Annotated in this window: 12 protein-coding genes; 4 read left to right on the top strand and 8 right to left on the bottom strand. The window is 64.6% G+C overall.

The features are described 5' to 3' along the window. Positions 1-2: 2 nt before the first annotated feature. Both AC1RT2_RS27150 and AC1RT2_RS27145 read right to left on the bottom strand, forming a co-directional pair. The gene (locus AC1RT2_RS27150; RefSeq protein WP_493107000.1) at positions 3-1,175 is read right to left on the bottom strand and encodes an acyl-CoA dehydrogenase family protein; all 1,173 of its coding nucleotides are present in this window, start codon (positions 1,173-1,175) and stop codon (positions 3-5) included. Then, positions 1,172-1,426, bottom strand: a complete 255-nt coding sequence (locus tag AC1RT2_RS27145; protein WP_069060452.1) for an acyl carrier protein — start codon at positions 1,424-1,426, stop codon at positions 1,172-1,174. Before AC1RT2_RS27145 ends, AC1RT2_RS27150 begins: the two co-directional genes overlap by 4 nt. A 372-nt stretch (positions 1,427-1,798) precedes the next feature. Between AC1RT2_RS27145 and AC1RT2_RS27140 the strand changes: the two genes are divergently transcribed. Together AC1RT2_RS27140 and AC1RT2_RS27135 are read left to right on the top strand one after the other, a co-directional pair. Then, positions 1,799-3,859 (top strand): GumC family protein, encoded by a 2,061-nt coding sequence (locus tag AC1RT2_RS27140; protein WP_493106998.1) that lies wholly within the window; start codon positions 1,799-1,801, stop codon positions 3,857-3,859. A 10-nt stretch (positions 3,860-3,869) separates the two neighbouring features. Continuing rightward, entirely contained in the window at positions 3,870-5,204 is a 1,335-nt protein-coding gene (locus AC1RT2_RS27135) for a UDP-phosphate alpha N-acetylglucosaminyltransferase (protein WP_493106996.1), read from the top strand. Here the strand turns inward: AC1RT2_RS27135 and AC1RT2_RS27130 are convergent. Together AC1RT2_RS27130 and AC1RT2_RS27125 are read right to left on the bottom strand one after the other, a co-directional pair. Further along, positions 5,151-6,203 (bottom strand): glycoside hydrolase family 5 protein, encoded by a 1,053-nt coding sequence (locus AC1RT2_RS27130; protein WP_493106994.1) that lies wholly within the window; start codon positions 6,201-6,203, stop codon positions 5,151-5,153. The genes AC1RT2_RS27135 and AC1RT2_RS27130 overlap by 54 nt on opposite strands. Positions 6,204-6,220: 17 nt before the next feature. Beyond that, complete coding sequence (locus AC1RT2_RS27125) at positions 6,221-7,423, bottom strand: glycosyltransferase family 4 protein (protein ID WP_493106992.1); 1,203 nt, start codon at positions 7,421-7,423, stop codon at positions 6,221-6,223. A gap of 259 nt (positions 7,424-7,682) precedes the next feature. Here AC1RT2_RS27125 and AC1RT2_RS27120 point away from each other — a divergent pair, with 259 nt between their 5' ends. Beyond that, positions 7,683-9,482, top strand: a complete 1,800-nt coding sequence (locus tag AC1RT2_RS27120) for an ABC transporter ATP-binding protein (protein ID WP_493106990.1) — start codon at positions 7,683-7,685, stop codon at positions 9,480-9,482. Positions 9,483-9,538: 56 nt separating this feature from the next. Here the strand turns inward: AC1RT2_RS27120 and AC1RT2_RS27115 are convergent, their stop codons facing one another. The 4 genes from AC1RT2_RS27115 to gcl form a co-directional block, all read right to left on the bottom strand. After that, positions 9,539-10,807, bottom strand: coding sequence for a glycerate kinase type-2 family protein (locus AC1RT2_RS27115; protein ID WP_493106988.1), 1,269 nt, complete (start codon positions 10,805-10,807; stop codon positions 9,539-9,541). A 167-nt stretch (positions 10,808-10,974) separates the two neighbouring features. Then, entirely contained in the window at positions 10,975-11,859 is an 885-nt protein-coding gene (locus tag AC1RT2_RS27110; RefSeq protein ID WP_493106986.1) for a 2-hydroxy-3-oxopropionate reductase, read from the bottom strand. Positions 11,860-11,935: 76 nt separating this feature from the next. Beyond that, positions 11,936-12,715: a hydroxypyruvate isomerase gene (gene hyi / locus AC1RT2_RS27105; RefSeq protein WP_493106984.1), complete on the bottom strand. Its 780-nt coding sequence runs from the start codon at positions 12,713-12,715 to the stop codon at positions 11,936-11,938. A gap of 11 nt (positions 12,716-12,726) precedes the next feature. Continuing rightward, positions 12,727-14,511 (bottom strand): glyoxylate carboligase, encoded by a 1,785-nt coding sequence (gcl, locus tag AC1RT2_RS27100; RefSeq protein ID WP_069060461.1) that lies wholly within the window; start codon positions 14,509-14,511, stop codon positions 12,727-12,729. A 163-nt stretch (positions 14,512-14,674) separates the two neighbouring features. On the opposite strand from gcl, the gene bhcR reads away from it, so the two are divergent. Further along, positions 14,675-15,502, top strand: coding sequence for an HTH-type transcriptional regulator BhcR (bhcR, locus tag AC1RT2_RS27095; RefSeq protein ID WP_493106982.1), 828 nt, complete (start codon positions 14,675-14,677; stop codon positions 15,500-15,502). Positions 15,503-15,522 lie beyond the last annotated feature (20 nt).

The following is a 15,522-nucleotide window of genomic DNA, read 5'->3' as shown; positions in this document are numbered from 1 at the left end:
TGTCACCCGATCAGGCTGGTGTCCTGCTTGTGGACAAGCAGGAGGTTTGACGTGTTGCCGAGGATGCGGTCGTTGGAGATCATCAGCTGGGCGGAATGGGCATCGCGCAGGTGCCGGCCGATGCTGAACGGCGTGCCGTTCTTGTAGCCCATGATGCCGACGATCAGCATTGCCTGGTTGATGATGGCGAGGATCGTCTCGGAAGAGGCGATCTTCACGTTGTTCATCGCGACCGCAAAGCCCATCGAGGACAACTTGTCCGGATCCGCCTTGGCGGCCTCATATTCGCGAAGGCCGGCGATGGTGTTCGACTTGACGAGCTGCAGCAGGTTCGAGGCTTCCGCGAGGCGCAGTGCGCCGGGCGGCGTCACGCCGGGGCTCTTGCGGGCGGCGGCGCGAACGAAGGCCTGGGCGCGGGAAACCGCGTTGACGGCGATGCCGTACCAAACCGCACTCCACAGCAGGTGCGAGGTGGCAAGCATCGACTGGGCGGCGATCTCGGCGAAGGGCTTGGGAAGGATCTGCTCCTTCGGCGCTTCACCCTTGAACAGCCAGCCGTCCGAGCAGGTGCCGCGCATGCCGAGCGTATCCCAGACATGGGTCTGCTCCAGCGTGTACTGGTCCTTGGTGAAGACGGTCATGACCTGGTCGGTCGAGGCGGCGTCGGCGTGTGCGCGCGACGTGATAAGGATCGCGTCGGCATGCGCGCCGTAGGAGATGACGGTGGCGTCCTTGGTGAGGCGGCAGGTGTCGCCGTCGACCTCGATGGCGCAGATACTGTTGCGCAGGTTGCCGCCGATGCCGCCTTCGGTCGTCGCAGAGGCAAGCAGCAGCTGTTCGTCGGAAACCCGGCGCATGAAGGCCGAATGCCAGGCATCACCCGCGCCGTGCGAGACGAGGCTCGACAGCTTGATGTGGTGCATGGCGAAGACCATGGCGGCGGCCGAGCAGCTCTGGCCGAGCAGCGAGCAGGCTTCCGCGATCTCGGAGACCGAGGCATCCTCGCCACCGAGGCTTTTGGGGATCTGGATGGAGAGCAGCCGTTCGGCGATCATCGCATCGACAGCTTCCCGGGGGAAACGGCCTTTGGCGTCCACGTCGTCGGCATGCACTGCGGCCACGGCGGACACGCGCTGGGCGCGTTCCGCGAAGCTCGTACCGACGGTCATGGTCATTCGGCCGCCTCCGCGCTGCCGGTCAGACCTTCGACCGCCCGTGTGATCGCGGCGATGCTCTGGAAGGACTTGCGGTTCAGGAGATTGTCGGGAAACTCGACGTCGAAGGCCTCCTCGAGGCCGAGCATCACCTGTACGGAGGCGAAGGACGACAGGCCCGCCGCATAGAGATCGGCATCGTCGGCCAACGTCTCGACCGGCACCGGGAGACCGCCGTGTTTGCCCAGAATGTCACGGATCTTCTGCTTCATGTTGTTCTCCATCGCTTTGTTTGTCGTTCACGGCCGGACAGCGGGCCGTCGTCGTATTCTTCCTGCAAGACATAACCGACGGTTGATAAGATCGGCTGAAGGGACATGGATAAGATTCGGTGAAGCACTTCGGCAACCTGGCCGGGTGCGGGACGCTGTTTTACGCAGCGCGCTGAAGAAAGTCTGACCGGCGCTTGTTTTTCAATGGGTTGCGCGCGATTGCAGCTGTCTCGTGCTGATACGCACCGGTAAAGTTGAGGCTTTGTTAACCATATCCTGAGACTGTGCGACCTAGCCATCGCGTAGCCATTGCGTCGTGGCAGAGCATCATTGCAGCAGGCTGGTTGCCAGAGGCGGCCGTTCAGGCGTTCCATGGACATAGATATTTTTCAGTTGCCGGGAATTGTGCTGAAGAGAATTCACTATGTGATTCTCTGCGCGCTTGCCTGTGCCGTGCTCGCACTCGGCTTCGTGATGACGCAGAAGCCGTTCTATCGCTCCACGGCGGAGGTTTTCGTCGATATCCAGCGCGGCCCCGTCGTCGGTACCGATACCGGCGGCACGATGAACATGCAGCAGCTGATCGGCAGCCAGCTTTTCCTGTTCCAGTCGCGTGAAGTGCTGCGCGACGTCGTCAAGCGCCTCGACCTCGAGAAGGATCCGTATCTCACGGGTGGGGGCGGTGGCCTGGTCTCGAAGATCCTCGGGCGCAAGCCGCCGACGGGTGACGCGACGGACGGTGCCGTCGATGCCATCCTGGAAAACCTGCTGGTCGCCCGCAACGGCGACACCTTCGTTTTCACCATCCAGATGAAGCACCGCGACAGCGAAATGGCCGCGAAGATCGCCAATGCCATCGCCGAAAGCTACCTGCGCATCGCCGACACGTCGCGCCTCGACGTCAACCTGCGCACCTCCAAGACCATCGAGGAGCAGACGGAAGAGCTGCGCCAGCGCGTGCTCGATGCCCGCGCCAAGGTGGAAAACTTCCGGGGCGAGAACGGCCTGTTGACGACCGGCGAGCAGGGGCTCATCGCCGATCAGCAGCTTGCCGCGCTCAATCAGCAGTTGATTGCCGCCCGCCAGCAGGTCGAACAGCAGAAGACCGCCTATGACCAGGCACAACAGCTCAACATGTCCGACGTCGAATCGGGCGCCATTCCGGAAGCGCTGCAATCCACCGCGCTGACGGGGCTGCGCAGCCGCTATTCGCAGATGCTCGACCGTCAGGCGGAGCTTTCAGCCAATCTCGGCAACGGCCATCCGCAGATGAAGGCCGTGCGCTCGCAGATCGCCAGCATCCGTGGCGCGATCGAAAAAGAGCTCGTGCGCATTCGCCAGCTCTCGGCCAACACCTATCAGCGGGCGCAGACGAACCTCGCCTCGGTGCAGAGGCGCTTCGATGAACAGTCGACGGCGACGGGCGACAATGGCAACGTCCGTTACCGCCTGGCGCAGCTCATCAGCGAGGCCGACGCGATCGACACCGTCTATCGGTCGTTCCTGACGCGCGCCGAGGAACTGAGCCGCCAGCAGGGTCTCGGCAACGGCAATTCGCGAATCATCTCGGCCGCCACGCCATCCGGCAAGGCCATCCAGGCGCCGAAACTGCTGGTGCTCATCGCCGCCATTCTCTTCGGCACGGCTGCCGGTGCGGCGCTTGCCGTGGTGCGCGAGCTGTTCGGCGGCACCGTGCGTTCGGAAAAGGACCTCGTCACGAAGACCGGCGCACCTGTCATCGCCGTCATCGAAAACGAGAATGCCGGCCGCAGTGAAAGCCGCTGGAGCGACAAGTTCGCCCGCGTGGTGCCGTTCGGCCGCGAGGCGGCACGGCACGATGCGACACCGCGCGTCTCCGGCCTGACGCGCGCGGCGCACCTGCTCGACGCGCAGTTCGAGCCGGGCGTGCCGGTCACCATCGCCGTGCTCTCCGCCGGCAATGCCGGTTACGACAATGCCGCCCTCGGCATCGCCCGCGAATTGCAGGTGCTCGGCCAGGACGTGCTGTTTTCCGACGGCGAGCTTCGCCGCGTGGCGCAGAGCCCGCTGCGCGCCGCTGGCTCGGTGAAGATCCGCACCGATTTCGCACGGCCCTCCGGCGAGCGGCATTCGCGCGGTCACGCCCAGACGCTGGAAGACATGCTGCATTTCCGCCGCCTCGGCTCCGGCGGGCTGCGCAAGGTCGCAGCTCTCTCGTCCGCCCGCGTCAGCACGTCCTTCCGCGACGAGGCTGTCGATTTCACGATCATCGACTGCTGCGGCACGCCGGCCGAGGCGATCCTTCCCGCCGTGCTGCGCCATGTCGACGGCATCCTGGTGGTTTCCGCCATCGGTGCAACGGGCAGCGAGGCGCTGTCGGCGCTGATCGCCGAAATCGCGCCGTGGCGCGACAAGCTGGTCGGCAACATCCTTATCGGCGACCGGGCCGCCTGAGGAGAGCGAGATGGCGGCGCGGCAGGCCTATGCAGGACATTCCGGCTCCGGCGGTTTCGTCCACCATGCCGTGCCGGCGCCCGACGCGGCGGATGGCGGCATGCCGCTCGCCATGCGGCTCTACCGGTTTCTTGCGATCATCACCGTGCTCGGCGCGCTGGTGTTCAACCCGTTCCTCGCCTTCGTCAACACGCGCATCATGGGCGTGGCCGACAGCCATGTGATGCTCGCCGAACTGGCGATCGTCGGCTGCACCTTCATCGCCGCGATGACGCGCAAGTCCGGCCTCTACATCTTCCTCGCCGTGTTCTTCACCTATATGGTTTTCCTGTTCATGCTGCGCGGCGGCGCGGTGAACCCGAAGCCGATCCGCGACATCCTGATCCCGCTGGTCTTCTATTTCATGGGCCGGCGCATCGCCGACCTCAAACTCTGCGACCGGCTGGTGGTGGCAAGCGCCGTCATCGTCGTCGTCTTCGGCCTGTTCGAATATCTCTTCCTCGAAACCTTCCTCGAATATTTCAACGTGATCGGCTACTACCTCGCGCGTGGTTCCGTGACGCTCGACCAGACCTTCGGCCAGACCAAGGGCCTGTTCATCTCCGGCCAACGCCCGGAAGCGCGCACCATCCTGCCTTTCCTCGGCCAGCACCGCGTCTCCTCGGTGTTCCTGGAGCCGGTTTCCATGGGCAATTTCGCGGTGATCATCTATTCTTGGGCGCTGTTTCGCGGCCGGGCCTTCAAGGGGCGCTGGCTCACCTTCCTGCTCGCCTTCACCGTGGTGGCGCTGGCGGATGCGCGTTTCGGCCTCTACACCTGCGTGCTCATCACGCTGCTCTATCCGTTCTATCAGCTCCTGCCGCGCATCGTCTGGAGCGTGCTGCCCTTCTTGCTTCTGGCGGTGCTGGCGGTCTATGGCGTGACCTCGGTGGAGGGTGGCGGGCCGAACGATCTTGCCGGGCGTTTTGCGGTGACGGCGCATATCCTGACGCAGCTGACGATCGGCGTCGTGCTCGGCATCGAAACGACCAGCCAGTTCGTCTCGGATTCAGGCCTTGCCTATTCGCTGGTGGCGTTCGGCCTCTTTGGCTTCATCATGCTCTGGAGCCTGTTCGTGCATGCACCGATCGCCCATGCGAAGGCGTGGAAATTCCACTCGATGGTCATCGTCTACATGCTGCTTCTGATGCTGATCAGCGATTCGTTCTATTCGATCAAGACGGCCGCATTGATGTGGTTCATCCTCGGCAGTTCCAATGCCTTCGACCATGGCAAGGAACTGGCGGCGCTTCTAGCGGCGAAGCGCAAGGCAACTGCCGGGCCGGGCCGGCAGGTTGCCGCCTGAAACGAGGGCTGCGAGCTGCGGCCGGTCGCCCTCGGCGGTCGGCTGGATGTTGAGCGGTTCCGTCGCCGGCCACCAGTCACCGGCCGCCCAATAGGTCCAGCCGGTCCAGACATCCGCTTCCTTGCCGATCAGCGCCGTCATGCGGGTTAGCCCGTCCAGGCAGGCCGGATTGGCCGATGCGCCGAACTCGCCGAGAAAACCGCGCTTGCCGTTGCGCTTCAGCCAGTCGGTAAAGTGCTGGAGGGCGCCGACCGCGTCGTCCGCCCGTTCGCAGGTGTCGGTTGTGCCGGAAAAATCCTTGTCGAGATATTGGTGCACCTCATAGGCATTGTTGTCGGCCGGATCCTCGATACCGAGCATGACGGTGCCGTTCGCGCCGCCCGGCCGGTCGTCCTCCCAGCTGTGCGCACCAGTCCAGATCGTGCCAGGGATCAGGATGAGGTTTTTGGCACCCGTTTCGCGAATTCCGGCGATGGCCGCATTGGCGGAGGCGAGCCATTGGTCGGCCGGCACGTCGTGCGGTTCGTTCATCAAGCCGAACTGCACGCCGTCGTCATCCTTGTAGTCCTCCGCAAGACGCTTCCAGAAATCGGCAAAGGCGCTGTTGGGCACCTCGGTCGAACCGATCTGCTTGTCGCCGTAATAGGCGTAGTTGTGCGGGTCGAGGATGACGGTCATGCCGGCACCGCGCAGCGCCTTGACCGTTTCGGCAAGCCGCTTGCGTTCCGCCTTGTCGAATCCGCGGCCGAGCCGCGGTTGCAACCGCTCCCACTTGAAGGGCAGCCGCACGGCATTGAAGCCCTTGTCGGCGAAATAGGCGATCGTCTTTTCCGAAGGGTAGGCATAGTCCTTGTTGTAGGTGCCACGCCCTTCGCCGAACTCGGCGCCGGCGAGATTGATGCCGCGCAGGCACCCCGCACTCGCCTCGAAGGGAACCGAAAAGGCCACCATGGCTGCCACCAGTCGAAAGAGTGTTCCGCTCCGGGATGAGGATCGCATGCCTGTCTCCGTTCGGCTCAGGCGCCGGTCCGCTCCGTGAGCAAGCCACGTGGTTCCTCGCGCCGGCCGTCGCCAAGGGCGGCACGATAGACGTCGACATAGCGATCCGCCACCCGGTCCCACGAATAGGCCGCAGCCGCGTCGATTGCGGCGCGGCGATAACCGGCCGGGTCGCGCGAAAGCATCGTATAGGCGTCGCCAAGACCTTCGGCGGCAAGCCGCGCATCGGCAAAATCGCAAAGCCGGATTTCGGGGTGGCTGGCCGCAAGGTCCGTATAGGCGACGTTCGGGTGCAGCACCGGCACCAGTCCCGCCGTCATCGCCTCAATGGCGACAAGGCCAAAACCTTCATATTCCGAGGCCGAGGCAAACAGCGAGGTATCGCCGATCAGATGGCGCACGGCGCCGTTCGACAGGCCGACATGCACATCGACATTCTTCTCGAGCCCGCGGGCGCGCACCATGGCGGCAAGGTCGTCTCCGGAATGATCGCCCGGCACGCCGGCGATCTCCAGATGCCATTCGGGATTATCAGCCACCAGCGGCACCATGGCGTCCATCAACCGGTCGAGGCGCTTGTTGACGGAGAAGCGACCGATCGTGATCAGCCGGCGGCGCGGTTCGCGCGCGCCCGCATCGGCGAATTTCTGCGTGTCGGCACCGTTGTCGATGCGGGTGACGCGGCGCCCGGCGATGCGCTGGAACGTGCGGGTATCCTGCGCGCTGCACCCGATGATCCGGCGATAGGCGAAGGAGGAAAAACGCGTCGTCGTGTTGAACCACAGCGTCTTGAGGCCGGAGAACTTCGCCGTGTGGAAGAAGCCGCCATGGGTGGTGGCGACGAGCGGCTTGCGATGCAGGAGCCAGCCCCAGGCCAGCGCATCATAGAAGAAGTCGATCGCATGCACATGCACGAGGTCGGCGTCAGCGAGATGGCGGAAGACTTTTGGTGCGATCGGATACCGCGTGCTGCCGGAGAAGGGAATGCGCACCACCTCGACGCCGTCGATCATCTCGCGGGCGGGCAGGGTCTTGTCCGGGGCGGAAAACAGCCGGTCGAGCGTGACGACCCGCACGCGAAAGCCGCGCGACAAAAGCTGGCGGGAAAGCTGTGCGACGACATCCTCCAGCCCGCCGCGGTTCGGGATGTACTGGCGCACCACCTGCACGGCGAGCGGGGCCGAGGCATTGGCGGAGGAGGTGATGGTTGCTGGGCTCATTCCGGTCATCCGTCGCAAAGGGCTGAAACGCTGCACCCGCACATGGTTCGGGCGATGCCGGGCGGCGTCATCCGCCCTTTCGCGCCGATCAAGGCGCGGCCAACCTTAAGGTGACGTTAAGGCAGGCTTTGGGCGGCGCTTCTTTGGCGAACAGGATTAAGAGATTGCAAGCGCCGGTTCTCCCGGCTAGAGGCGTGAACGTCGCCAGCTCTGGCGTTCGGGCGCGCTACGCCCCCCCCCAAAAACAGGTTCCGATCCCATGACTGCCTCGCCAGTTTCTGCCCCGCTCTCCTCCGGCCAACGCCATCCGCTCCGGGTGTTGCTGTCGCTCGTCAGCGAGGAAAAGGGCCGCGTGGCGCGAGCGGTCGCCTCGTCGGTCATCAACAAGATCTTCGACGTCATGCCGGAAATCCTGATCGGCACCGCGCTCGACGTGGTGGTGCGCGGCAAGGATTCCTTCGTGGCGCAGATCGGCATCACAGATCCTGTGCAGCAGCTCACCCTGCTCGGTATCGCGACCTTTCTGATCTGGTTTGGCGAATCACTCTTCGAATATTTTTACCAGGTCCTCTGGCGCGGCCTGGCGCAGGACGTGCAGCACCGCCTGCGTATCCTCTGTTATGACCACGCCCAGCACCTGCCGACGAGTTTTTACGAAGAAAACCGCTCCGGCGATCTCGTCGCGGTGCTGAACGACGACATCAACCAGCTCGAACGGTTCCTCGATCGCGGCGCCAACGAGCTGATCCAGACCTTTGCCGCCGTCATTCTCGTCGGCGCGGTCTTCTTCATCGTCAGCCCGCTGATCGCGGTCATCGCCTTCACACCGGTGCCGGCGATCATTGCCGGGGCCTTCTGGTTCCAGCGCCGCGCACAGGCGCGTTACGACGCGGTGCGCGCACGCGCCGGCGGCCTCGGCGCACGGCTCACCACCAACCTGCAGGGCCTCCAGACCATCCGCGCCTTTGGCGCGGAAGTGCGCGAGACGGCAGCGCTGACGAAGGAAAGCCTCGGTTATGTCGAGGCGAACCGTGCCGCGATCCGCGTCTCCTCGGCGTTCATCCCGATCATCCGCATGGCGATCCTGTCCGGCTTCCTCGCCACCTTCCTGATCGGCGGCTGGCTGACGCTGACGGGGCAGATGCAGGTCGGCGCCTATGGCCTGCTCGTCTTCCTGACCCAGCGCCTACTCTGGCCGATGACGGGGCTTGCCGAGATCGCCGACCTCTATGAACGCGCCATGGCTTCGACGCGCCGCATCCTGCGCCTGCTCGACGAACCCCGCGGCGAACCGCATGGCGAGCATGACGCAAAGGTCTCCGGCCGCTTCGAGATCGACCACGCAAGTTTCCGCTATACGACCGGTCCCGGCGGCGTGACCGATATCAACCTCGCCATCCGGGCGGGCGAGACGGTGGCGCTGGTCGGCCCGACGGGCAGCGGCAAGTCGACGCTGATCAAGCTGCTCGGCCTGTTCATCCGCCCGCAGAAGGGCTGCATTACTCTTGATGGCGTGCCGCTTGCCGACTGGTCGGGCGAGCGGCTGCGCAAGAGCATGGCGTGGGTGCCGCAGGAGGTAACGCTGTTTGCCGGCTCGATCGCCGACAATATCGCCTATGGCAAGCCGGCCGCGAGCCGCGAGGAGGTCGAGGCGGCCGCGCGAATGGCGGAAGCCGATGGCTTCATCCGCGACCTGCCGGACGGCTACGAAAGCCAGATCGGCGAATACGGCCAGAAACTTTCCGGCGGCCAGCGCCAGCGCATCGCACTCGCCCGCGCGCTGCTGATCGATCCGGCCATCCTCATCCTCGACGAGGCGACAAGCGCCGTCGACAACGAGACGGAAGCGGCGATCCAGCGCTCGCTCGCCAAGATGAAGGGCAAGCGCACCGTGATCCTCGTCGCGCACCGGCTGAGCACCGTGGTTCATGCGGACGCCATTCACGTGATGGACGGGGGCCGCATCATCCAGTCCGGCTCGCATGACAGGCTCGTGGAATGCCCCGGTCTCTACCGCAACCTGTGGAACATCCAGACGGGGCACGCGGAGGCGGCCTGAGCCACCGTTATCAAAAAATGCCCGGCCCCGGTTTACCGGGCTGTCTTCATGCCACGCTACTGGATGAGGATCGCCCGGAAATCGTTGACATTGGTGCCGGTCGGGCCGGGTACGAAGAGGTCGCCGAGCGCGTCGAAGGCGGTCCAACTGTCATTGCGCGACAGGAATTCCGCAGCATCCTTGCCCTGGTCCGTGAGGCGCGCGACGGTGCCCCCATCGGCGAAGGCGCCGGCATTGTCTTCCGAACCGTCGATACCGTCCGTGTCGGCGGCAAGCGCGGAAAGGCCGTCGAGACCATCCGTGGCGCAGGCGAAGGACAGCAGGAATTCGCCGTTGCGGCCGCCTTTGCCCTTACCCTTGATCGTCACGGTCGTCTCTCCCCCCGAGAGGATGACAACCGGCTTCCGGAAAGGCCGGTCGCGACGCACCACCTCGGCGGCGATGGCCGCGTGAACACGGCCGACTTCCGCCGCCTCCCCCTCGATCGCATCGGAAAGGATGACGGCTTCGACGCCGGCCTTCCGCGCGGCCTCGGCGGCAGCCTCCAGCGAAACGGCAGCGGAGGCGACGAGCCTGACCTCGTTGCGGGCAAAACAGGCATCGGACGGCAGCGGCGGCTCGTCCTTGCCGTCGCGGATATGGCGCATCACGGCGTCGGGCAGGTCGAGGCGATAGCGCTCGATGAGACGAAGCGCGTCGGCGCGCGTCGTGCCATCGGCGATGGTCGGGCCGGAGGCGACGAGGGCGGGGTTGTCGCCGGGAATGTCGGAGACGACGAGGGACACCACGCGGGCGGGATGGGCAAGTGCTGCAAGCCGTCCTCCCTTGATGCGCGAGACCTGCTTGCGCACGGCGTTCATCGCGCTGATCGGCGCGCCGGAGGCGAGCAACGCCTTGTTGACGGCGATTTCGTCGGCCAGCGTCAAATCACCGGCCGGTGCGGGCAAAAGCGCGGAACCGCCACCGCAGACGAGTGCGACGACCAGATCGTCTGCCGTAAGTCCCCGCACGGCGGCCATCAACCGGCCGGAGGCGAGCAGGCCGCTATCGTCCGGCACCGGATGGGCGGCTTCGAGAACGTCGATGCGCTCGCAGGCCACGGCATATCCATAGCGCGTGACGATGACGCCGGTGAGCGGCGCATCCCACAGCCGCTCGAAGGCACGCGCCATCTGCGCGGCACCCTTGCCGGCGCCGATCACCACCGTGCGGCCCTTCGGCTTTTCCGGCAGGTTGGCGGCCAGCACCTTTTCCGGGTCGGCGGCAGCGACCGCGACGGAAAAGAGGGTTTCGAGAAAGGCGCGCGGGTCGGCGATTGGGGGCATGCGGTTCCTCCGGGTCATGCGGGCGGTCGTATTAAACACAGCCCCTCATCCGCAAGCCAGTGCCATCCTCCAAATCGGAAGATGGCATGGCGGGATGAGAGGCTGTCTTCCTCCTCCAGGAAAGGGTGACCGGGCGGGGCTCCCCTCCCCGCCCGGTCAGGCCGTCGTCATGCGACGGCGTGGTTCGCCATGCGCTCCAGCGCCGTGACGAGACCTGAGTGATCGAGGCCCGCATCGCCGTGGGCGGCGCACTGGTTGAAAAGTTCCTGCGTCGAGGCGGTGTTGGGCAGCGAAACGCCCAGTGCCTTGGCGCCCTGGAGGGCCAGGTTGAGGTCCTTCTGGTGCAGCGAGATGCGGAAGCCAGGATCGAATGTACGCTTGACCATGCGGTCACCATGAACTTCGAGAATGCGCGAGGAGGCAAAGCCGCCCATCAGTGCTGCGCGAACGCGGGCCGGATCGGCGCCAGCCTTCGAGGCGAAGACGAGGGCTTCGGCAACCGCTTCGATGGTCAGCGCCACGATGATCTGGTTGGCGACCTTGGTCACCTGACCGTCACCGCAATCGCCGACGAGCGTGATGTTCTTGCCCATCAGCTCGAAGAGCGGCAGCGCACGGTCAAAGCTCTCCTGCGAACCGCCGGCCATGATGGAGAGCGAGGCGTTCTTGGCGCCGACTTCGCCGCCCGAGACCGGGCCATCGACATATTCGGCGCCGGTCGCGCGGACCTTCTTGGCGAATTCCTTGGTCTCGATCGGCGAGATCGAGCTCATGTCGATGACGAGCTTGCCGGCCGAAAGGCCGTAGGAGACGCCGTTTTCGCCGAACAGCACGTCCTGCACTTCCGGGGTGTCGGGCAGCATGAGGATGATCGTGTCGACGGTCTCGGCCAGCGCCTTCGGGCTGTCGACGATCTGCAGGCCGTTATCGACCAGGTCCTTGTGCGGCGGAATGAAGAACTTCGAGGTGACGACCGTGTGGCCGGCGTTCTGCAGGTGGCGCGCCATGGGGGTGCCCATGATGCCGAGGCCGATGAAACCGATATTTGCCATGATCTAAACTCCCAATCTTGAAACTATTTGCTTGTTTTGCGCAATTCCGGACGCAAAACCGCTGGAATTGCTGTGCTCAGCGGCCGACTTCGGCCAGCCAGCCGAGGCCTTCCTGCGTGGTGGCGCGCGGCTTGTATTCGCAGCCGATCCAGCCGTCGTAGCCGAGCGCATCGAGCGTCTTGAACACGAAGGGATAGGCGATCTCACCGGTGCCCGGTTCGTTGCGGCCCGGATTGTCGGCGAGCTGCACGTGGGTGATCCTGGCCTGGTGCTTCTTGAACGTGCCGATCAGTTCGCCCTCGGTGCGCTGCTGGTGGTAGAGGTCGTACTGGATGAACAGGTTGTCGCTGCCGACTTCGGCGATGATCGAGGCCGCCTGGTCCGGCGTGTTCAGGTAGAAACCCGGAATGTCGAAGCGGTTGATCGGCTCGATCAATAGCTTGATGCCGTGTTTGCCGAGCTCGTTCGCCGCAAGCTTCAGGTTGGCGACGAAGGTCGAGCGCAGCACGCTGTCCGGCACGCCGGCAGGCGCAATGCCCGACAGGCAGTTGACCTGCTTGCAGCCGAGCGCCGTCGCATAGTCGATGGCCTTGGCCACGCCCTGGCGGAACTCATCGACACGGTCCGGCAGGACCGCGATGCCGCGTTCGCCGCCGGCCCAGTTGCCGGCCGGCAAGTTGTGCAGCACCTGGGTCAGGCCGTTTTTGTCCAGTTCGGCGCGGATCGCATCCTTGTCGAAATCATAGGGGAAGAGATACTCGACCCCTTCGAAGCCGGCCTTGGCGGCTAGGCCGAAGCGCTCCATGAAGGGCGCCTCGTTGAAGAGCATGGTCAGGTTGGCCGCAAATTTCGGCATATTATCTCTCCTCAATCCAGCAGGGCGAACGTGGCGGTCGGGGCGTCTTCGCCGCGTTCGGCAAGCTCCTCGAACTCGACGACGGCGTTGATATCGGCGCCCATGGCGATGTTGGTGACGCGCTCGAGGATGAACTCGATGACAACAGGAACCTGGTGCTCCTTCATCAGCGCCTGCGCCGTGGCGAAGGCTTCCTGGAACTCGTTGGCACTGCGCACCCGAATGGCCTTGCAGCCGAGACCTTCGGCAACCGCGACGTGGTCGACACCGTAGCCGGCTTCCGAATCCGCGGTCGCATTGATGTTGTCGAAGGCGAGCGAGACTTCGAAGTCCATGTTGAAGCCGCGCTGGGCCTGGCGGATGAGGCCGAGATACGAATTGTTCACGACGACATGCAGGTAGGGCAGCTTGTGCTGGGCGCCGACGGCCAGTTCCTCGATCATGAACTGGAAATCGTAGTCACCCGACAGAGCGACGATCGGACGATCCGGGTCGGCGGCACGAACACCGAGCGCTGCCGGCAGCGTCCAGCCGAGCGGGCCGGCCTGACCGCAATTGATCCAGTTGCGCGGCTTGTAGACGTGCAGGAACTGCGCGCCGGCGATCTGGGACAGACCGATGGTCGAAACGTAGCAGGTGTCGCGATCGAAGGCCTTGTTCATCTCTTCGTAGACGCGCTGGGGCTTCAGCGGCACCTGGTCGAAATGGGTCTTGCGCAGCATGGTGCGCTTGCGCTCGCGGCATTCCTCGGCCCAGCCGGACCAGTCGCGCAGCTTGCCGGCAACCTTCCACTCCGTCGCAACGTCGAGGAAGACTTTGAGTGCTGCACCAGCATCCGAGACGATGCCGAAATCAGGCGTGAAGACGCGGCCGATCTGGGTCGGCTCGATGTCGACGTGAACGAAGGTACGGCCTTCCGTGTAGGTCGAGACATTGCCGGTGTGGCGGTTGGCCCAGCGGTTGCCGACGCCGAGAACGAAGTCGGAGGCGAGCATCGTCGCGTTACCGTAGCGATGCGAGGTCTGCAGGCCGCACATGCCGGCCATCAGCGGATGGTCGTCGGGGATCGTGCCCCAGCCCATCAGCGTCGGGATGACCGGAACGCCGGTGATTTCAGCGAATTCGACCAGCAGGTCCGAGGCATCCGCATTGATGATGCCGCCACCGGCAACGATCAGCGGGCGTTCTGCCGCGTTCAGCATGGCGAGCGCCTTTTCAGCCTGGACCCGCGTCGCAGCCGGCTTGTAGGGCTCAAGCGGCTCATAGGCATCGATATCGAATTCGATTTCGGCGAGCTGGACGTCGATCGGCAGGTCGACCAGGACCGGACCGGGGCGGCCCGAACGCATGGTGTGGAACGCCTTCTGGAAGACATAGGGAACCAGGCCCGGCTCCATGACGGTGACTGCCCACTTGGTGACGGGCGCTGCGATCTTCGCAATATCGACCGCCTGGAAATCCTCCTTGTCGAGGCGGGCGCGCGGCGCCTGGCCCGTGATGCAGAGGATCGGGATCGAATCGGCTGCTGCCGAATAAAGGCCGGTGATCATGTCGGTGCCGGCCGGACCCGAGGTGCCGATGCACAGGCCGATATTGCCGGCGCGGGCACGGGTGTAACCTTCCGCCATATGGCTTGCGCCTTCGACGTGACGGGCGAGAACGTGGCGAACCGTGCCGCGCGCCCTCAGCGCCGAATAGAAGGGATTGATCGCTGCACCCGGAACACCGAAGGCACAATCGATACCTTCCTTTTCCAGAACCAGTACCGCAGCATCGACAGCACGCATTTTAGCCATGGGATTTCCTCCGTCTCTTGGGATGGAAGGTAACGCATTTATGACCCGGCGCAATCACAAAATGGAAATCAATCCCATCAGATGGAAATAAACATTTTCAACGAAACTGGAACAATCGACGCGGGCCGGCTATGTCATGACTGCGGCGGACAGGAGAAATGACATGGCAGAGCATCAGGAAAAGACGCGGGGCAGGCCGGGGCGCAAACCGGCGGAAAATGCGGTGGCCTCCTCCGTGCAGGTGCTGGATCGCAGCCTCAGGCTCTTGGAGCTGGTGGCACAGGCGGATGGCGCTGCCCTGACCGACCTTGCCGACCAGTCCGGCATGGCGCCCTCCACGGTGCACCGGTTGCTGACCTCGCTTGCCCAGCACGGCATGGTCACCCATGACGGCGAGACGGGCGCCTGGACGATCGGCGTCAAGGCCTTCGAGATCGGCACCGCCTATCTTCGTTTCCGCAAGCTCGGCACGATCAGCCGGCCGTTCCTCAAGCAGTTGATGGAAGGCTGCGGCGAAACCGCCAATATCGCCATCGAGGACGACGGCGACGTGGTCTTCATCTCGCAGGTGGAGAGCCATGCGCCGATGCGCGCCTTCTTCCGCCCCGGCCGGCGCGGGCCGATCCATGCCTCGGGCATCGGCAAGGCGATCCTCTCGACCTGGCCCGACGCCCGCATCGAGGCGCTGCTCGCCGGCCGCACCTTGCAGCATTTCACCGACAAGACGCGCGATTCCGTGCCGACGCTCTTAGAGGATATTGCAAGGATCCGCATCCGCGGCTGGTCGATCGATGACGAGGAGCACACGCTCGGCATGCGCTGCGTGGCCGCCCCGATCTTCGACGAATATGGCGAGGCGGTCGCCGGCATTTCGGTGTCGGGTCCGGCGGTGCGGCTGCCCGACAGCAAGGTCGACGCCTTCGGGCCGGTCGTTCGCGCGGCGGCGGAAGGGCTGACCAAGGCGATGGGCGGGCGGGCGAAGCGCGCTTGACTTTAAAGCCTTATCGGCCA

The organism is Shinella sp. GW821-FHT11G07 (assembly GCF_058808115.1).
The sequence above is the reverse complement of the archived record's forward strand: the minus strand, read 5'-3'. Positions and strand labels throughout refer to the sequence as shown.